Here is an 18,314-nt window from a genome sequence, read left to right on the forward strand (position 1 = left end):
CACCGCCCTGCAGGCCCCGCCGGAAGGACCCCCCGTGGACGCCGCCACCCGCACCGAGACCGACTCGCTCGGCCCGCTCGACATCCCGGCCGACGCCTACTGGGGCATCCACACCGCCCGAGCGCTGGACAACTTCCCGATCTCCAAGCGCCCGATCTCGATCTACCCCGATCTGGTCCGCGCCCTGGCGACCGTCAAGCTCGCCGCCGCGCGGGCGAACACCGAGATCGGCAGCCTCGCCCCGGCGAAGGCCGAGCTGATCGAGCAGGCCTGCCGGCGGATCATCGACGGCGAGTTCCACGACCAGTTCGTGGTCGGCGTGATCCAGGGCGGCGCGGGCACCTCGACCAACATGAACGCGAACGAGGTCGTCGCCAACGTCGCCCTCGAGATCGCCGGGCGCCCCAAGGGCGACTACGCCTTCCTGCACCCGCTCGACGACGTGAACCGCAGCCAGTCGACGAACGACGTCTACCCCACCTCGATCAAGATCGCGATGACCTGGTCGCTGCGCCGCCTGCTCGACGAGCTCGCCCTGCTCCAGGCCGCGTTCTCGCGGAAGGCCGTCGAGTTCGGCAGCGTCCTCAAGGTCGGCCGCACCCAGCTGCAGGACGCCGTCCCGATGACCCTCGGCCAGGAGTTCCACGGCTTCGCCACCACGCTCGGCGAGGACCACGCCCGCCTCTCGGAGACGATCTGGCTGCTCGCCGAGGTCAACATCGGCGCCACCGCGATCGGCACCGGCATCACCGCCGACCCGCGCTACGGCGCGGCCGCCGTCCGCCACCTCAACGAGCTCACCGACCTCGACCTCGAGATGGCGCAGGACCTCGTGGAGGCCACCAGCGACACCGGGGTCTTCATGTCGTTCTCGAGCGCGCTGAAGCGCTCGGCCATCAAGCTGTCGAAGATCTGCAACGACCTGCGCCTGCTCTCCTCCGGCCCGCAGGCCGGCTTCGGCGAGATCAACCTGCCGTCGCGCCAGGCGGGCTCGAGCATCATGCCCGGCAAGGTGAACCCGGTGATCCCCGAGGTGGTCAACCAGGTCGCCTACTCGGTGGCGGGCGCCGACGTCACCGTGACGATGGCGGCCGAGGCGGGTCAGCTGCAGCTGAACGCGTTCGAGCCCGTCATCGCGCACTCGCTCCTGCAGAGCATCACCTGGATGACCCAGGCCTGCCTCACCCTTCGCATCAACTGCATCGACGGCATCACCGCGAACGTCGACCGGCTCGAGGCGATGGTCGCCTCCTCCGTCGGCGTCGTGACCGCGCTGACCCCGAGCATCGGCTACACCGCGTCGGCGGCGATCGCGAAGGCGGCGCTCGCCACCGGCCGCAACGTCGCCGACCTCGTCGTCGAGGCCGGCCTGATGTCCCGCGAGGAGGTCCTGCGCCTCATCTCACCCGCCCGCCTCTCCGGCATCGAGGCGATGACCGCCGCCCTCCCGATCATCGAGCCCCCCACGGAGTAGCCCGCCCCGCCCCCTCCGCGAGATGCCACTTGTGCACGCTTTCCTCGGCGTGTCGCGCTTATAAGTGGCATCTCGCGGGGAGCGCCTGCGCGCAGCTGCCGAGGAGCATCACCCGGGCGGGTCGCACTCAGTGCTGGTGCGTCGCGGTCAGCTTTCCGCGAGATGCCACTTGTGCGCGCCCTTTGCGGCGTGTCGCGCTCATAAGTGGCATCTCGCGGCGAGGTGGCGGGCGGCGTAGCTGCGCCAGGGGGCCCAGGGGCGGGACGCCTCGGTCAGAGCTCGGGGAGTCGAGGGAAGGCCGAGTGCGGCGGCGCCGGCGCGGACCGCCTGGTCGCCGGCCGGCAGGACGTCCGGGTCGCCGGTGATCCGCGCCGCGACGGAGACGGCCGTCGCCGGGTCGATGCCGTCGACGGCGAGCAGGCGCTCCACCAGGTCCTCGCGGCGGAGGCCCGCGTCCAGGCGCAGAGTGCCGTCAGCCAGGAGGGCCGCGCTCCGCCGGACCGTCTCGATGAGGCGTTCGGAGCCGCGCAGCACGTCCGCTCCGTTCTCCGCGATCGCCGCGGGAGACGGGAACGCGTGGGTGACGCCGCCGGCGGCGAGGCCGGCGGGCAGCGGCTCGCCGAGCGCCGCGACCAGCCGGGTCAGCGCCGTGCGCGCGACCGCAGCCGGCGCACCGAGCCCGATCAGCGCGCGCAGCAGGGTCTCGGCCGGGTCGACGGAGCCCGCCAGGCGTATCCCGGGGGTCTCGGCGACCAGCGGCGCCAGCACCGGATCGGCGCCGAGCGCCTCGTCGATCGCGGCGGAGTCGGCGTCGAGGTCGAGCAGCCGGCGCACCCGCGCGACCAGGGGGCCGACGTCGGCCACCGAGACCAGGGTCGCGGTGCAGCGGATCGCCTCGCCGTCCGGCTCGAGCCGCACGACCGCCGGGCCGCCGGGCAGCGCGAGCGAGCGCGAGTACCGGCCCTGCCCCGCCTCCTCGAGCCCCGGCACTGCGTCGGCGCCGAGGACGGCGAGCACGCCCGGATCGAACGGCGCCCGCACGGCGAGCCGCAGCTCGAGCGTCGTCGCGCCCGCGTGGACGGCCGCCTCCGACCGGCCTCCCCGGGCCGAGGCCCGCAGTGCGCTCGGGCTCCGCTCGTACACCTCCTGGATCGTCGCGTTGAACTGCCGGATGCTCGCGAACCCCGCGGCGAACGCCACCTCCGACACCGGCAGCTCCGTGCCGGTGAGCAGCAGCCGGGCGGTCTGCGCCCGCTGCGCCCGGGCGAGGGCGAGCGGCGGCGCACCCAGCTCGACGCGCAGGATCCGCCCGAGCTGGCGGGCGCCGTAGCCCAGGCGCCCGGCCAGCCCCTCGACCCCCTCGCGATCGACCACACCGTCGCCGATCAGCCGCATCGCGCGCGCCGCGGTGTCGTCGCGCAGGTTCCACTCCGGCGACCCGGGCACCGCGTCCGGCAGGCAGCGCTTGCAGGCGCGCAGGCCCGCCTCGTGCGCGGCCGCCGCGGTCGGGTAGAACCGGACGTTCGCGGGCCGGGGCGTCGTGGCGGGACAGCTCGGCCGGCAGTAGATGCCGGTCGAGTGCACCCCGGTGATGAACCGGCCGTCGAAGCGGGAGTCGCGCGAGGCGACCGCGCGGTAGCGCTCCTCGAACAGCGGATCCTCGATCATGCTCCGAGACTGGCACGCCCCGCGGCCGGAGGATCGCGGGAATCGGACACGGCTCCGCGCGCTGCGCTGCCTCCGACCCGCACGACGAAGCCGCTTCGCGACTCGGTGGTGAGGGGGAGGATGCGGCGGCGTCCGTCTTCACGGTGGTGGATCTCGATACGCCCGCTGCGCGGGCTCCTCGATCAGCAGGGACCTCCCGGCACCGACGAGGTCATGGTGGTCGAGTGGCCCCGGAGGGGCGTATCGAGACCCGCCGTGGCCAGCGGGGCGGGTCTGCGGACCGGGCTTCTGACGGTGGTGGATCTCGATAAGCCCGCTGCGCGGGCTACTCGATCAGCATGGACATCCCCGCACCGACGAGGTCATGGTGGTCGAGTAGCCCCGGAGGGGCGTATCGAGACCCGCCGTCGTCGGCGGGGCGGGTCTGCGGACAGGGCTTCTGACAACGGCGGATCTCGATGCGCCCGCTCCGCGGGCTACTCGATCACCCTGGCGGTCCCGCGGCACGCCACACCCGCACCCCCTGTCAACCGCCGGACCGCGCGCCCGCCGGTGCCCTACCCTCGGAGCCCATGAGCGCCTATCCGCCGCCGGCCCCCGCCCGCCCCTCGATCGTCCCGACGGTGCTGGGCGCGATCGGCGTCGCGCTGCTCGGGGTCCTGCTGCTCCTCGTCCTCGCCTACGTCGTCTCCGGGCTCGGCGCGACCGCGGCCGGGATCTGCGCGGTCGTCGCCCTGGTGCCGCTGCTGATCGTGCTGGCCGGCGTCCGCTGGGTCGACCGCTGGGAGCCCGAAGCGCCGCTCGGCCTCTGGTTCGCCTTCCTCTGGGGAGCGGCCGGCTCGGTGGCCATCTCGCTGCTGGTCGACCTCGGCGTGCAGATCGCGGTCTACGCCTCCGGTGCGCAGCCGAGCGAGTCGGACTTCGTCGGCGCCGTGATCCAGGCGCCGATCGTCGAGGAGTCGGCGAAGGGCCTCGGCGTGCTGCTGATCCTGCTGATCTGGCGCCGCAGCTTCGACGGACCGGTCGACGGCATCGTCTACGCGGCGGTCGTCGCCTCCGGCTTCGCCTTCGTCGAGAACATCCTCTACTTCGGCAGCGCGCTGGTGGAGGGCGGTCTCGGCTCGCTCGCCGTCACGTTCTTCCTCCGCGGCGTGCTGTCGCCCTTCGCGCACGTGCTCTTCACGTCCTGCACCGGTGCGGCCCTCGGGTTCGCGATGAGCCGCCCGCCGGCCGCGCGCCTGCCGATCGCGCTCCTGGGACTCGCCCTCGCGGCGTTCCTGCACGCGCTCTGGAACGGCTCGTCCTTCCTCGTCGCCGACTGGTTCGGCTTCTACGGCGTGGTGCAGGTGCCGCTGTTCGTGGTCGCCGTGGTGGTCGTGGCGCTCCTGCGCCGGCAGGAGCGGCGGGTCACGCTCGAGCGACTCGGCGATTACGCGGCTGCGGGCTGGCTCTCGCCGACCGAGGTGCGGATGATCGGCACAGCCGAGGGTCGTCGCACCGCGGCGCGCTGGGCCCGGGTGGCCGGGGGCGACCGGCCCCGGGCGATGCGCGGCTTCATCCGCTCCGCGACGAGGCTCGCGCACGTGCGCCAGCAGCAGCTCGCCGGCCGCGGCGGTCGAGCGGCCGCCGTCGACGAGCGCATGCTGCTCGACGAGCTCGTCGCCCGCCGCGCGGCGCTCACCGGCGGTTGAGCGGTCCGGACCGAGGCATCAGCGGGCCGCGGGGTCCGCGAGAGGACAGGAGCAGGACATGGCCCCCACCATCGAGGTCGCGACCGGCGACGGCAGGACGCTCGTCGTCCACGACAGTGGCGACGAGGGGCGGCCGCTGCTCTGGCAGCACGGCTCCCCGCAGACCGGCGCCCTGCTCCCCCCGGTGCTCGAGGCCGCCCGCGCGCGCGGACTCCGCCTCCTCTCCTACGCTCGCCCCGGCTACGGCGGCTCGACCGAGCTCCCGGGCCGCGACGTCGCCTCCGCGGCGGAGGACGTCCGCGCCGTGCTCGACGCGCTGGGCCTCGACCGGATCCTCACCGCGGGCGCCTCGGGTGGCGGCCCGCACGCCCTGGCCTGCGCCGCACTGCTCGGCGACAGGGTCGACGGCGTCGTCGTCCTCGCCTCACCCGCCCCGGACGACGGCGACCCCGCCTGGTTCGACGGCATGGCCGCTCCGGGCGGCCTCGCGTCGGCGCGCGACGGCCGCGAGGCGCGCGCCCGCTTCGCCGAGACCGACGAGTTCGACCCCGAGTCGTTCGTGGCGGCCGACTACGCGGCCCTCGAGGAGGAGTGGACGGCCCTCGGCGAGGACGTCGCGCGCTCGGAGGAGTGGGGTGACGGCGGCCTGATCGACGACGACGTCGCCTTCGCCGCGCCGTGGGGAGTCGACCTCGCGGCGATCCGCTGCCCGGTCGTCCTCGTCCAGGGCGGCCTCGACCGCGTGATCCCGGCGCACCACGCCCGACGGCTCCGGGCGCTGCTCCCGACCGCCCAGCTGATCGAGCACCCCGACGACGGCCACGTCTCGGTGCTGCGCCGGCTGCCCGAGGCGCTCGGCCGCCTGATCGCCGTCAGCTGACGCCGCCCTCAGCTGACGCCGCTCTCCGCGGTCGAGCGCGCCGATCAGCGCGGCTGGACCGCCGCGACCTCCGCGACAGGCGCCGTCTCGACGCCGCGCCCCTCCGCGAGGCGACGCCGCAGATCGACGACGGCGACGACCCCCGAGGCGAGAGCGAGGACCGCCACGGCCGGCGCGACCAGGTCGATCGCCGCCTCCAGCCCGAGCGCCGTCGCCACGGCCCCGGCCGCGACGGCCGTGATCGCCTGGACCAGATAGCTCAGGAGGTACACGGCCGAGATCATCGAGCCGCGGTGCTCGGCCGGAGCCGCCTGCCCGACCAGCGCGAGCCCGCCGGAGAAGCTGAGCGAGTAGCCGACGCCGCCGACGATCATGAAGGCGACGAACAGCACGAGCGAGCCGCTGGCCGCCGTCCACTCCATCAGCGCGAGCCCGGCGATCGCGACCACGGCGCCGACGATGATCGCGAGGTGCGCGAGCACGCGCTGGATCGCCAGGGCGGTGAGCCCGATCACGATCGACGAGAGCGCGAGCACCGAGCCGATCACGAGCAGGTCGGTCGTGCCGGTCAGCTCCCGGGCCATCTGGGCGCCGAGGGAGAGCACGAGGGCGCCGACCGCGTAGGCGACCGAGACGGCGAGGGTCGCGCCGGCGTACGCCCTTCGGAGGCCGACCGGCACGGAGGGGAGGTGCGGCCGCCAGCGGGCGCCCGCGACCGGGCGGTCGTCGCGGCCGAGCGCCAGCAGGACGAGGGTGACCGCCCCGACCAGCGCCAGGACCCAGTAGCTCAGCTGCAGCGGCAGCGGCGCGTACTGCGCCAGCGCGCCCGAGAGCAGCAGCGAGAGGGTGAGCCCCGCGGCGGTCGACACGGTCGTGAGCGAGGAGGGCAGGCGCGGGTTCGCGGACACGTTGTCGTCCACGAGGGAGGCGCTCGCCGCGCTGAGCGCCAGCGCGGTCCCGACACCCTGCATCGCCCGGCCGACGTAGAGGAGCGCGACGCCGTCCGCGAGCGAGAACACGACCGCCGAGACCGCGATCAGCGCGATGCCCAGCAGCATCGTCCGCCGCCGCCCGATCACGTCGGACAGTCCGCCGACCAGGAGCAGCGCGAGAAGCAGCGCGACGGGGTAGGCGCCGAAGACGGAGGTGATGACGACGGGGGAGAGGCCCCACTCCTGGGCGTAGCTCGGGTAGAGCACGGAGGGGGCGCCGCTGGACCAGAGGCAGAGCGCCAGCACGAGCGTCGAGACCCAGAAGGCGCCTCGCCGCCCGAAGCGCGCGGGAGGGCGGACGAGGGTGCTGGGAGTCGGCATGGAGGTCACGCTAGTGCCCTGGCTTGGAATGTCCAAGCGAGGTCGAGCCGGGTTAGTCTCGATGAGTGCCCACTGCCCGCAGCCCCGTCGATGTCGACGACGACCGGGCCGAGCGCTGCTCGGTCGCCCGGTCGCTCGAACTGCTCGGCGAGCGCTGGAGCCTCCTGATCGTCCGCGAGGCGCTGCGCGGGGCGAGCACCTACTCGGAGTTCCGCGAGCGGCTCGGGGTGCCGAGCGATGTGCTCTCGGCGCGGCTGCGGACCCTGACCGAGGCGGGCGTCTTCGAGAAGGTGCCCTACCGGCCGGAGGGCTCGCGGGAGCGCTCGCGCTACGAGCTGACCGAGCAGGGCCGTGCGCTCAAGCTCGTCCTCGTCGCGCTCGCCCAGTGGGGCGACGAGAACCGCCCGGCCCCGCACGGCGCGGCCTCGCTCGCCTCCGATGCGGACTCGGGCGAGCGGCTGGAGCTCGCCTTCGTCGACCGGGAGGGGCGTCGGTCGTCGATCGACCGCGTCCGCATCGTGCCGGGCCCTGCCGCGCGCACGACCTGGGAGAGTCTCTGAGCCGAGGCCGGCGGACCCGAGGCCGGCGCCTCCCGCGGGAGACGGCCGATCCTGAGCCCGAGCGGCCTCAGTCGGCGCGCAGCACCCGGCGCTCGCCGGCGGTCACAGCGACGCCGAGGCGGTTCTGCGCGGGCGGCAGCGGGCAGTTGTAGTGCGGCGAGAACCCGCACGGCGGGATGTAGGCGCGGTTGAAGTCGAGCAGCACCGGGCCGGGCGTCCCGGCGTCGGCCGCTCCGCCCAGGCGCTGCACCACGAGGAACCGGCCGACCGGGTAGCTCTTCAGCTCAGGGTCGTCACTGCGGTTGGTCGGGTCGCCGAACGGGACGAGCAGTGTGCCGCCGTCGTCGAACGCGGCGACCGTGTACTCGTGCGCCCGCCCGTCGTCGACGAGCGAGAAGGTGATGTCGCCGGGCACGACGAGGTCGCGCGTCGCCCCGTTGTCGCGGAGGTGCTCGAACGGGATGGTGCGCGCGTCGTCGACCGGCTCGAACCAGGCCTCGAGTACCCAGGCGGCGTCGAAGGGGAAGGTCTCGATCGCGTCGAAGGAGCGGATGCCCTCGGAGGCCGCGTCCCAGACGCGATAGCCGTACTCCTCCTCGCCGGTGTCCAGGCTCGCGCGGCGCATCCGGGTGAGGGTCGCCGTCGGCCCGTAGCCGGCCAGCGCGGCCTCGTCGTCGACGCGCTCGCCCGGCTCGAGCCAGCGGGTCTCGACCAGGGCCAGGTCGCCGTGCGGGCCGGTGACCCGCTCGGCACGGCGCGCGAGCCACGACTCCCAGCCGGCGCGAGCCGACTCGGTGGTGTCGATCGAGGCGCGGGAGGGGGCGGTGACAGTGCTGCTCGTCGAAGGCATGCATCCTGCAACGCGGGGGCGGCCGCTTCTCTTCCCGAGCGGGTCCGACGAGATCGGCGCCGGAGAACGCCCGTTAAAGACCTCGACGCCCTGCGGCAGCGGCAGGGCCGGCTGCTCTGACGGGGCGTCGAGCTCTTCTTGGAGGACAGCATGCGCCTCTCGGCGGCCGCCCGCAAGAGGGCGGCGCCGTTCGCCCACGGCGAGGCGCGAGAAGCCCCGTCGCGCCGGTCGGCGCCCGCGCGGTCGTTAGACTGGACCGCCTGTTTTCGACGGTCCCCGGAGCGCATCCGCCTCCCGCCCGAGACCGCGGAACCGGCAGGGAAGGGCGCACGATGACGGACAGCGACACGATCCTCGAGTCCGAGCTCTCGCGCGAGCGCGCGTACGTGGCGGGGCTCTACGCCCGCCTCGACGAGCTGATCGCGCAGTCCAGGGAGGCGCTCGATTCCGTCCGGATCGAGAGCGTCGGCGGCAACCACCAGAGCCGGTCCGAGCGCGACGCGTTCGCGCGCCTCTACGAGGACCGCATCCGCTCGCTCTCGGGCGCCGACGACCGGCTCGCCTTCGGCCGGCTCACCCTCGCCGACGCCGAGACGGAGCACCGCTACATCGGCCGCATCGGCCTCCGCGACGACGAGCAGGACACCCTGCTGCTCGACTGGCGCGCTCCCCAGTCGGCCGCCTTCTACCAGGCCACCGCCGCCCGGCCGATGGGCACCCGCGCCCGCCGGCACCTGACCCTCCGCAGCCGCGAGGTGGTCCGCTTCGAGGACGAGGTCTTCGACGAGGAGCTGCTCCGCGAGGGCACGGCGCTTCAGGGCGAGGGCGCGCTGATGGCGGCCCTCGGCGCCCAGCGCACGGGGCGGATGCACGACATCGTCGCGACCATCCAGAGCGAGCAGGACCGCATCATCCGCTCCGAGCTGCGGGGCGTGCTCGTCGTGCAGGGCGGCCCTGGCACCGGCAAGACCGCGGTGGCGCTGCACCGCGCCGCGTACCTCCTCTACTCGCACCGCGACCGCATCGCGTCCTCCGGGGTGCTCGTCGTCGGGCCGTCGCGCTCCTTCCTGCGCTACATCGAGGCGGTGCTGCCGTCGCTCGGCGAGACCGGCGTCGTGCTCTCCACCCTCGGCCAGCTCTACCCGGGCCTCGACCTGATCGAGGAGGACCGCCCCGCGGTCGCCCGGGTCAAGGGCTCCGCGCGGATGGCCGAGCTGCTCAAGCGCGCCGTCCGCTCGCGCCAGGCCGTGCCGGCCGAGACGCTGGTCCTCGACGTCAACGGCGAGAAGCTGCGGCTCGAGCCGCACGAGGTCGAGCGGGCGATCACCCGCGCCCGCGACTCCCGGAAGCCGCACAACGAGGCCCGCGTCACCTTCGTCAAGGCGATGATCACCCAGCTGACGCGGCAGCTCGCCGACCAGCTCCGCAGCCACGGCAACACGGTCGACGAGGCCGACGAGGCCGTCCTCCGCGAGGACGTCCGCACCGCCTACGACGTCCGCGTCGCCCTCAACACCGCGTGGATCCCGCTCACCCCGGAGAAGCTGCTGCAGGACCTCTACGCCCGGCCGAACTGGTTCGCCTCGCTCACCCCGCGCTGGACTCCCGAGCAGCGCGCCCTGCTCCGCCGCGACCGCGACGCGGCCTTCACCGTCTCCGACGTGCCGCTGCTCGACGAGGCGGCCGAGCTCCTCGGCGCCTACGACGACCACGCCGACGCGCAGAAGAAGGCCGAGAAGGAGCAGCGCCGCCGCGACGTCGAGAACGCCGAGGCCGCGATCCGCAATATGGGCGTCGACGGGCTCGTCAACGCCAAGGACCTCGCGGCCGGCTTCGCCGAGCGCACCAGCGTCGGCATCACCGCCGAGCGAGCCGCGGCCGACCGCTCCTGGACCTACGGCCACGTCGTGGTCGACGAGGCGCAGGAGCTCTCGCCGATGCAGTGGCGGGTGCTGCTGCGCCGCTGCCCGATGCGCTCCTTCACCATCGTCGGCGACGTCGCCCAGGCGTCCGGCGCCTCGGCCGCGTCCAGCTGGGACGCCGCCCTCCGCGACACCTTCGGCCGGCAGGGCCGCGACGGCGAGGCGGCTCCGTGGCGCCTCGAGGAGCTGACGGTCAACTACCGCACGCCCGCGCAGATCGTCGCCTACGCCGAGCGCACCGCACGCGAGAACGGACTCGAGATCACCCCGGGCGAGGCGGTGCGCTCCACGGAGTGGCCGGTCCGCACCGTGCGCGATCGCGGCGACGCCCTGGTCGCCGACCGGGTGCTCGCCGTCGTCCTGGAGGACCGGGCGATCGGGGACGGCACGCTCGCCGTGATCGCGCCCGACGACGAGCTCGACGCGATCACCGCGCGGCTGGAGCAGGAGCTCGGCCGCGAGGTCGGCCGCGGCTCCCGCGGACTCGACCGGCCGGTCGCCGTGCTCTCGACGGCCGACGCGAAGGGGCTCGAGTTCGACTCCGTCGTCATCGCCCGGCCGCGGCTGATCGCGGCGGAGGAGCGCGGCGCCGCCTCGCTGTACGTCGCGATGACCCGGCCGACGCAGCGCCTCACCCTGGTCGAGTGAGCGGCCCGGGCGGGGGAGCGGCCGGACCGAGCGTCCAGGGCGGCCCTCCTAGGATGGAGAGCATGAGCAGCGAGAACCTGACCAAGCCCGAGCTCGACGCCCCCGACGGCCCGGCCCCCGACACCCTCGTCGTCGAGGACCTCGTCATCGGCGACGGCGCCGAGGCCCAGCCCGGCTCCACCGTCGACGTGCACTACCTCGGCGTCGAGTACGACACCGGCGAGGAGTTCGACTCCTCCTGGAGCCGCAACCAGTCGATCAACTTCCCCCTCAACAACCTCATCCGCGCCTGGCAGCAGGGCATCCCCGGCATGAAGGTCGGCGGCCGTCGCAAGCTGATCTGCCCGCCCGCCCTCGCCTACGGCCCCGCCGGCGGAGGCCACCCCCTCTCCGGCAAGACCCTGATCTTCGTGATCGACCTCCTCGGCACGAAGTAGCCCGCACTCCGCCGCATGCTGGTCGAATAGCCCCGAAGGGGCGTATCGATTCGTGCTGGTCGAGTACCTCGAAGGGGCGTCTCGATTCATGCTGGTCGAGTAGCCCCGAAGGGGCGTATCGAGACCCACCCCGCAAGCACTGAAGGCGCAGCCCCCGGATCACCGGGGTCTGCGCCTTCGCTCGTCGACTACCGAGGCCCTCAGCGCGGCTGCGCCCTCTTCACCCGCTCGACCAGCTCGCGCCAGGCCCCGTCGAGCTCCGTCTCACCGAGCCGCACCGTGTGCGTCTGCACCCGGATCTCGTAGACGAACCGGTCGGGCCGCCCGGCGGGGGTCGCCGCGGCGCGCGGCCGGTCGTCCCAGTCGAGCGAGCCGATCAGAGCGTGCCAGGCGCCCTCGTCCGGCTGCTGATCGACATCGATCCGCCAGACCCGGCGGAGCCCGGCGAAGCCGCCACTGCGCGACACGATCACATCCATGGCCGCGATCGTACGCGCCCGCCCCCACAGCATGCTGGTCGAGCAGCCCGCGCGACGGCCCCTCATGCTGCCCGTGTGGTCCGCGCGACGGGCGCTCATGCTGGCCGTGTGACCCGCGCGTTGGGCCCCCATGCTGATCGAGTAGCCCGCGCAGCGGGCGTATCGAGATCCACCACCGCCGAGAGGCGAGCCTGCAGACGGGACTGCTGACGATGGTGGGTCTCGATACGCCCCTGCGGGGCTCCTCGACCAGCAGGGGGAGCCGGCTACTCCGGCAGCGCGACCCCCACCGTCGTCCAGCCGGTGCGGACCGCCGCCTCGACCTCGGAGCCGCCGCCGAAGCGCTCGGCCGCGGCGGCCACGGTGAGGGCGGCGAAGCCCTCGAAATCCGCCGTCGCGGTGAGCACGCCGCCGGTCAGCACGTCGTACCAGACCTGGCCCGCGCGCTCCCACGAGGGACCGCCGAGCTCGATCGCCGCCACCGCGAAGGCGCGGTTGGGGATGCCGGAGTTGATGTGCACGCCGCCGTTGTCGTCCTCGGTGTCGACGTAGTCGGCCATCGATCCGGGCTGCGGGTCCTTGCCGAGCACGTCGTCGTCGTAGGCGGTGCCCGGCGCGATCATCGAGCGCAGCGCGGTGCCCTGCACCTCGTCGGTGAAGAGGCCCTCGCCGATCAGCCAGCTCGCGTCCTCCGCGCTCTGGCCGGCGCCGAACTGCTCGAGCATCGCGCCGAACACGTCCGAGATCGACTCGTTGAGCGCCCCCGACTGCCCGCGGTAGACCAGGTTGGCGGTGTACTCGGTGATCCCGTGCGCCAGCTCGTGGCCGATCACGCTCTGCGAGACCGTGAAGCGGCGGAAGACCTGCCCGTCGCCGTCGCCGAAGACCATGCGCGAGCCGTCCCAGAAGGCGTTGTCGTAGTCCTCGCCGAAGTGCACCGTCGCGTCCAGCGGCAGCCAGGCGTCGTCGATCGAGTCGCGGCCGAAGGCCTGCTGCAGGAACTCGGACATCGCGCCGAGCCCGTCGTAGGCCTCGTCCGCCGCGGCGTCGCCGGTGGCGGGAGCGCCCTCGGTGCGCACGACGGTGCCGGGCAGGGTCTCGGTCGACTGCGCGTCCGAGATGGTCCGCTGGAGGGCGGCGACCCGCTCCGCGCGGGGGACCGGCGACGCGGTGGCGGTCGAGCGACCGGGGGAGGGCTCGCCCGGCCGGACGCGACGGAAGGGCACGTCCTGCTCGAGCGAGCGGCTGGCCGCCCGCGCGGCCCGGGCGAACGCCGGGTCGTCGAGTCGGGCGATGCGGACGAGGAGATACGGCGGCACGACTGTTCTGCTCATGGCCCGATCCTCGCACCCACCCCCGACACGGTCGCGGGCTCGCCGCTCGCGGCCCGATGCGGTAGCGGGGCGCCGCGCGCTAGCCTGGCGAGCGACGAGCGGCATCCACGGACCGGGGCGCACCCGAGGACTTGAGGCGGACATGGGCATCATCACGCGGGGCTTCTTCGGCAAGCGCGAGCAGAACCCGGACATCCCGCCGGGCCAGTACCTGGAGAAAGGCTTCCCCGTCCTCTCGATCGGACCGACCCCGAACATCCACGAGTGGGCCTTCTCGATCGACGCCGGCCCCGCAGGAGTGCGCCGCTGGACGGCGGACGAGTTCGCCGCGCTGCCCCGCGAGGACATCCACACCGACCTCCACTGCGTCACGCGCTGGTCCAAGCTCGCGACGAACTGGCGCGGCGTCTCGGTCGACCTCCTGCTCGACGGCATCGAGAGCGACGCCGGCTTCGTGATGGCGCAGAGCTACGGCGGCTACACGACCAACCTGCCGCTCTCCGAGATCCGCGACGGCAAGGCCTGGATCGCGACCGAGTTCGAGGGTGCGCCGCTCGCGGCCGAGCACGGGGGCCCCGCGCGGCTGCTCGTGCCGCACCTCTACCTCTGGAAGAGCGCGAAGTGGGTCCGTAGCCTCCGCCTCATGCCCGGCGACGAGCCCGGCTTCTGGGAGCAGAACGGCTACCACATGCACGGCGATCCCTGGAAGGAGGAGCGCTACTGGTGATCTGGACGGAGGCGGTGACCGAGTCGGTCCTGCCGCTCACTCCGACCTCTCGCCTCATCGCGCTCCGCGTCCCCGGCTGGCCCGGGCACCTCGCCGGGCAGCACCTCGACGTGCGGCTGACCGCGCCCGACGGCTACCAGGCGAGCCGCTCCTACTCCATCGGCGCCCCCTCCGACGGCGAGCGCGTCGAGCTGGCCGTCGAGCGCCTCGACGACGGCGAGGTCTCGCCCTACCTGGTCGAGGGCCTGGAGGCGGGTGACCGCCTCGAGGTGCGCGGTCCGATCGGCGGCTGGTTCGTCTGGCGTCCCGAGCAGACCGAGCCGGTGCAGCTGATCGCCGGCGGCAGCGGTCTGGTCCCGCTGATGGCGATGGCCCGCGAGCACGGCCGCGTCGGCAGCGCCGCCCCGATGCGCCTGCTCTACTCCGTGCGCTCCAGCGTCTTCGCCTACTACCGCGACGACCTGCGCGCACTCGGCGAGCTTCCCGCCGACCGCGGCGGCGTCGAGACCGAGCTCGTGTACACCCGCGTCGCCCCGCCCGACGCCGCCCGTCCCGCGGGCCGGCTCACGCCCGAGCTGCTGGCCGCCACGGCGATCCCCGCCTCGGAGGAGCCGACGGTCTACGTCTGCGGTCCCACCGCCTTCGTCGAGGCCGTCGCCACCGCCCTCGTCGCCCAGGGCCACGACCCCGCCCGCGTCCGCACCGAGCGCTTCGGCGGCCCGTAACCCCTGCCCCCCTCCGCGAGATGCCACTTGTGCACGCGACACGCCGCAGAAGGCGTGCACAACTGGCATCTCGCGGAAAGAGTCCGCACTTCTACCCCTCCCGCGAGATGCCACTTATGAGCACGACACGCCGTGAAAAGCGCGCACAAGTGGCATCTCGCGGAGAGGAAGGAGCCGCGGCTACTCGAAGGAGACGGTGCGGTTCTCGCCGATGTCGGGCTGGCCGCCGGTGACGGCCGCCTTGGCGACCTTGAAGAGCACGACGGGGGCGGGGGAGTCGGTCACCCAGAGCTCGACGGTCTCGGCCGAGACGCGCAGCAGCGCAACGGTCGGGTCGTCCTTGCCGTCGGGGAACCAGGCCGAGATCGAGGGCGACCACAGCTCGTCCACCTTGGCGGGGTCGTGCACGACGGTCGCCGAGCCGGCCACCGACAGGTAGCCCTTCTTCGATTCGAAGGCGACGTTGACGCTCGGGTTGGCGCGGATGTCGTCGACCTTCGCCGACGGGTCCTGAGTGAAGAACCAGAGGTCGCCGTCGAAGTCGACGTCCTGAGCGGCGAGCGGCCGGCTGACGAGCTGCCCGGTCTCGTTGACGGTGGTGAGGAGTCCGATCTTCGCGCTCTTCACGATCTCGGTGATCTGAGCGCGGTCGTCGTCCGTGGCGGGGGTGATGGTGGTGTCGGTCATGCTGCCGACGCTACGCGGAAGCACGGCCGCCGCAAGGGGTGGCGAGCGCGCCGACGGCCTGGCTAGCGTCGAGGGATGGACACCACCACGTACACGGCCATGCTCGACAGCGGCGCGGAGCAGGAGAGCATCCGCCTCGAACTCATCGACGGCTCCCCGCAGCGCTCCCTCACCCGCGTCGCCGACATCGACGGCGAGGAGGTCGAGGTCGTCTGGGAGCTGGACGGCGAGATCGACGGCTTCCACGTCTACCGCCCCGTCCGCGTCGAGGGACGCGACGACGACAGCGGCGAGGTCTCGAACGACCTCACCGACGGCAACGCCGCCGGCGCCTACGCGGGCGAGTAGCCCCTCGACCGCGTCGCACGCCCGTCCAGCGGGGTGCGGCGCGGTCCCCCGGGCCTCAGGCCACCGGGTGCAGCGCGTCGTAGCGCCGGAAGCTCGGGCTGAGCCGCAGCACCGCCGCCAGGATCAGGACGATCGCCAGTCCGCCGGCCAGCGGCGGCAGCCAGAGCAGTGCGAGCGAGGCGAGCAGCCCCGTGTAGAGGTCGCCCACCCGCGGCCCGCCCGTCACCACCACGATGAAGACGCCCTGCAGCCGCCCGCGCATGTTGTCGGGCACCGCGGTCTGCAGCATCGTCTGCCGGAAGATCGAGCTGACGTTGTCGGCCGCACCGGCTCCCGCGAGCGCGACCGACGCCGCCGCGATCAGGCCGAGGTTCGGCTCGGAGGCGTCGTGCGCCGTCAGCTCCGCGACCAGCAGCACCGCGCCGAAGCCGAGGATCAGCGCGCCGTAGGCCTGGATCGACCGGCCGATCGCGAGCCCCTGACGCCGCACCCCGGTCAGCCGCCCCGAGAAGACGCTGCTCAGCAGCGCCCCGACCGCGTACGCCGCGGTGAGGAAGCCGACCGTCACCGCACCGCCGCCCAGCAGCAGTGCCGCCGCCGCCGGGAAGACGACCCGCGGCTGCCCGAACGTCATCGCCACGATGTCGACGACGAAGGACAGCCGGATGTTCGGCGCCCCGCGGAGGAACCGCAGCCCGTAGCGCAGCGACTCCAGCCCCGGCCGCTGCCGCTCGCCCTCGGGCACCAGCGCGGGCAGCCCGGCGATGCCGAGGAACGCCGCGAGGAAGAGCACCACGTCGATCGTGTAGGTCACCGCGAAGCCGGAGGAGGCGACCAGCACGCCCGCGAGAGCCGGCCCGACCGTCACCTCCACGCCGCCCGCGATCCCGCCGAGCGCCGCCGCCGCCGGCACGAGCTCGAGCCGCAGCAGCCGCGGCGCCACCGTCATCCGGGTCGCGCCGATGATGGTCGTCGCCACGGCGTTGACCGCCGTCAGGGCGTAGAGGGTGAGCGGGGTCTCCGCCCCGAACCAGGCGAGCGCCGCGATCGCCGCGGTCGAGCCCCAGGCGACGATCGCGGAGAGCAGCAGCACCAGCCGCCGGTCGAAGGCGTCGGCGAGCATCCCGCCGTACAGCCCGGCGATCACGGTCGGCACCAGCGCCACCACGCCGACCATCGCGACGGCGAGCGTCGATCCGGTCAGCTCGTAGATGTGCAGGCCGACGGCGACGATCGTCATCTGCCCGCCGATGCCGGAGATCACGTTGCCCGCCCAGAGGCGGGCGAAGGCGGGGGACTCGCGGAGGGGGGAGAGGTCGACGACGTGGCTGCGCCGGGGCGCGGAGGGGGGCTGGCTCACCTGCTCCATTCTCGTGCCTGCCCGCAGGGGCCGTGCGGAGGCGACGGCGGTGGTGCAGCGCGGTGGTGCAGCGCGGTGGTGCTGCGCGGTGGTGCAGCGCGGCGATCGGGCGCACGAGGCCGTCAGGACTGAGCCCGTAGGGTGGGGAGCATGAGCACGTCATCCGACGGCGCGCCCCGACGCCCGCGCACCACCGCGTCGCGCGTCGCCGGCGCCGCCCCCGCGCGCCGCGCCGCCCCCGCTCCGCGCACCCTGACCCGCACCGCGAGCTCGAGCGCCGCGGCCCCGGGAGGCCGCTTCGCCACGCTCCGTCGTCGCTACGGGGCCGCGACGGCCTCGATCCTCCTCGCGATCGTCGTCGTCCCGATCGCGTTCTTCGTCTGGTACGCGATCATCTCGCTCGGCGCCTACCCGGGCGACCAGGCCGTCAGCGACCTGCTCGTCGGCGTCCTCTACACCGCGATCATCCACGCGCTCCTGCTCGCCGGCGTGCTGCTCGGCGTCTCCTCGATCCGCGCGCGGCGCCGCGAGGGCCGTCCGGCGATCGCCGGCTGGATCGGCGTCGTGCTGAACGTGCTCGTCGTCGTGTTCTGGGAGCTGCTCGTCTCGCCGTGGCTCGTCGAGCTCTGGAACCGGGCCGTCGGCGCCTGACCACCGGTCCCCGCCGGCCGGCTCCCGATCCGCTCGACCACCGGCCCCTGCGCTCTGGTAGGCTCCTCAGGTTGCCGTCCAACGGCCGCGGATCAAGAGAGCCCACGCATCAGGCGCCGGGCACCGCGCAACGAGAGAGAGGGGATCCCATTCATGGCACTCGAAGCAGACGTCAAGAAGGCGATCATCGAAGAGTACGCGACCCACCCCGGTGACACCGGATCCCCCGAGGTGCAGGTGGCCGTCCTGACCAAGCGGATCAAGGACCTCACCGAGCACCTCAAGGAGCACAAGCACGATCACCACTCGCGTCGTGGTCTGCTGCTGCTCGTGGGTCAGCGTCGTCGACTCCTCGGCTACCTGTCGGACGTGGACATCAGCCGCTACCGCTCGCTGATCGAGCGTCTCGGCCTGCGTCGATAGTCCCCTCCGCTCCTCCCCTCACCGGGTCGAGCGCGGGGTCTCGATGACACCGCGATCTTCTTCAGAACGGGCCGTTCTCCTCCGGGAGGGCGGCCCGTTCCGCGTTCCCGGCCACCGAGTTCCCCGGCATCGCGCGC

18 protein-coding genes are annotated in these 18,314 nt (G+C 73.6%); 11 read left to right on the forward strand and 7 right to left on the reverse strand.

The genetic code is table 11. The features are described from left to right. The first annotated feature begins 7 nt into the window (after window positions 1-7). On the forward strand, window positions 8-1,474 hold the full coding sequence (locus tag MT355_RS04165; protein ID WP_185020012.1) for an aspartate ammonia-lyase: 1,467 nt from the start codon (window positions 8-10) through the stop codon (window positions 1,472-1,474). 198 nt (window positions 1,475-1,672) lie between these two features. Here MT355_RS04165 and MT355_RS04170 read toward each other — a convergent pair whose 3' ends face one another. Continuing rightward, window positions 1,673-3,142: an Ada metal-binding domain-containing protein gene (locus MT355_RS04170; protein ID WP_243598634.1), complete on the reverse strand. Its 1,470-nt coding sequence runs from the start codon at window positions 3,140-3,142 to the stop codon at window positions 1,673-1,675. Window positions 3,143-3,714: 572 nt separating this feature from the next. Between MT355_RS04170 and MT355_RS04175 the strand changes: the two genes are divergently transcribed. Continuing rightward, a complete protein-coding gene (locus MT355_RS04175; RefSeq protein WP_243598635.1) occupies window positions 3,715-4,833 on the forward strand; it encodes a PrsW family intramembrane metalloprotease in 1,119 nt (372 codons plus the stop codon). Between the two features lie 58 nt (window positions 4,834-4,891). Continuing rightward, window positions 4,892-5,713: an alpha/beta fold hydrolase gene (locus MT355_RS04180; RefSeq protein ID WP_243598636.1), complete on the forward strand. Its 822-nt coding sequence runs from the start codon at window positions 4,892-4,894 to the stop codon at window positions 5,711-5,713. Window positions 5,714-5,757: 44 nt separating this feature from the next. On the opposite strand, the gene MT355_RS04185 is transcribed toward MT355_RS04180, so the two are convergent. Continuing rightward, complete coding sequence (locus MT355_RS04185) at window positions 5,758-7,026, reverse strand: MFS transporter (protein ID WP_243598637.1); 1,269 nt, start codon at window positions 7,024-7,026, stop codon at window positions 5,758-5,760. A 65-nt stretch (window positions 7,027-7,091) separates the two neighbouring features. On the opposite strand from MT355_RS04185, the gene MT355_RS04190 reads away from it, so the two are divergent. Beyond that, window positions 7,092-7,586 carry a helix-turn-helix domain-containing protein gene (locus MT355_RS04190; RefSeq protein ID WP_243598638.1) on the forward strand — a complete coding sequence of 165 codons (495 nt, stop codon included), beginning with the start codon at window positions 7,092-7,094 and terminating at the stop codon, window positions 7,584-7,586. Window positions 7,587-7,653: 67 nt separating this feature from the next. On the opposite strand, the gene MT355_RS04195 is transcribed toward MT355_RS04190, so the two are convergent. After that, entirely contained in the window at window positions 7,654-8,436 is a 783-nt protein-coding gene (locus MT355_RS04195) for a DUF1684 domain-containing protein (protein ID WP_243598639.1), read from the reverse strand. A 332-nt stretch (window positions 8,437-8,768) separates the two neighbouring features. On the opposite strand from MT355_RS04195, the gene MT355_RS04200 reads away from it, so the two are divergent. Both MT355_RS04200 and MT355_RS04205 read left to right on the forward strand, forming a co-directional pair. After that, complete coding sequence (locus MT355_RS04200) at window positions 8,769-11,006, forward strand: UvrD-helicase domain-containing protein (RefSeq protein ID WP_243598640.1); 2,238 nt, start codon at window positions 8,769-8,771, stop codon at window positions 11,004-11,006. A 62-nt stretch (window positions 11,007-11,068) separates the two neighbouring features. Then, entirely contained in the window at window positions 11,069-11,443 is a 375-nt protein-coding gene (locus tag MT355_RS04205; protein ID WP_123447904.1) for an FKBP-type peptidyl-prolyl cis-trans isomerase, read from the forward strand. Window positions 11,444-11,643: 200 nt separating this feature from the next. Here the strand turns inward: MT355_RS04205 and MT355_RS04210 are convergent, their stop codons facing one another. Next, complete coding sequence (locus MT355_RS04210; protein WP_133963663.1) at window positions 11,644-11,922, reverse strand: protealysin inhibitor emfourin; 279 nt, start codon at window positions 11,920-11,922, stop codon at window positions 11,644-11,646. 266 nt (window positions 11,923-12,188) lie between these two features. Further along, window positions 12,189-13,256, reverse strand: a complete 1,068-nt coding sequence (locus MT355_RS04215; RefSeq protein WP_243598641.1) for a M4 family metallopeptidase — start codon at window positions 13,254-13,256, stop codon at window positions 12,189-12,191. A 142-nt stretch (window positions 13,257-13,398) separates the two neighbouring features. Between MT355_RS04215 and MT355_RS04220 the strand changes: the two genes are divergently transcribed. Both MT355_RS04220 and MT355_RS04225 read left to right on the forward strand, forming a co-directional pair. Continuing rightward, window positions 13,399-13,983, forward strand: a complete 585-nt coding sequence (locus MT355_RS04220) for a molybdopterin-dependent oxidoreductase (RefSeq protein ID WP_123447901.1) — start codon at window positions 13,399-13,401, stop codon at window positions 13,981-13,983. Beyond that, window positions 13,980-14,708, forward strand: a complete 729-nt coding sequence (locus MT355_RS04225) for a ferredoxin reductase (protein WP_243598642.1) — start codon at window positions 13,980-13,982, stop codon at window positions 14,706-14,708. Before MT355_RS04220 ends, MT355_RS04225 begins: the two co-directional genes overlap by 4 nt. A gap of 180 nt (window positions 14,709-14,888) precedes the next feature. Here MT355_RS04225 and MT355_RS04230 read toward each other — a convergent pair whose 3' ends face one another. Next, the gene (locus tag MT355_RS04230) at window positions 14,889-15,395 is read right to left on the reverse strand and encodes a pyridoxamine 5'-phosphate oxidase family protein (protein ID WP_123737212.1); all 507 of its coding nucleotides are present in this window, start codon (window positions 15,393-15,395) and stop codon (window positions 14,889-14,891) included. A gap of 75 nt (window positions 15,396-15,470) precedes the next feature. Between MT355_RS04230 and MT355_RS04235 the strand changes: the two genes are divergently transcribed. Continuing rightward, entirely contained in the window at window positions 15,471-15,743 is a 273-nt protein-coding gene (locus MT355_RS04235; RefSeq protein ID WP_243598643.1) for a hypothetical protein, read from the forward strand. 55 nt (window positions 15,744-15,798) lie between these two features. Here the strand turns inward: MT355_RS04235 and MT355_RS04240 are convergent, their stop codons facing one another. Next, window positions 15,799-17,112: an MFS transporter gene (locus MT355_RS04240; protein WP_374204631.1), complete on the reverse strand. Its 1,314-nt coding sequence runs from the start codon at window positions 17,110-17,112 to the stop codon at window positions 15,799-15,801. A gap of 141 nt (window positions 17,113-17,253) precedes the next feature. Here MT355_RS04240 and MT355_RS04245 point away from each other — a divergent pair, with 141 nt between their 5' ends. Together MT355_RS04245 and rpsO are read left to right on the forward strand one after the other, a co-directional pair. Then, window positions 17,254-17,754: a hypothetical protein gene (locus MT355_RS04245; RefSeq protein WP_243598645.1), complete on the forward strand. Its 501-nt coding sequence runs from the start codon at window positions 17,254-17,256 to the stop codon at window positions 17,752-17,754. 153 nt (window positions 17,755-17,907) lie between these two features. Continuing rightward, window positions 17,908-18,177 carry a 30S ribosomal protein S15 gene (rpsO, locus tag MT355_RS04250; protein ID WP_123447896.1) on the forward strand — a complete coding sequence of 90 codons (270 nt, stop codon included), beginning with the start codon at window positions 17,908-17,910 and terminating at the stop codon, window positions 18,175-18,177. The last annotated feature ends 137 nt before the right edge of the window (window positions 18,178-18,314 follow it).

The organism is Rathayibacter sp. VKM Ac-2929 (assembly GCF_022815495.1).
GTDB lineage: Bacteria > Actinomycetota > Actinomycetes > Actinomycetales > Microbacteriaceae > Rathayibacter > Rathayibacter festucae.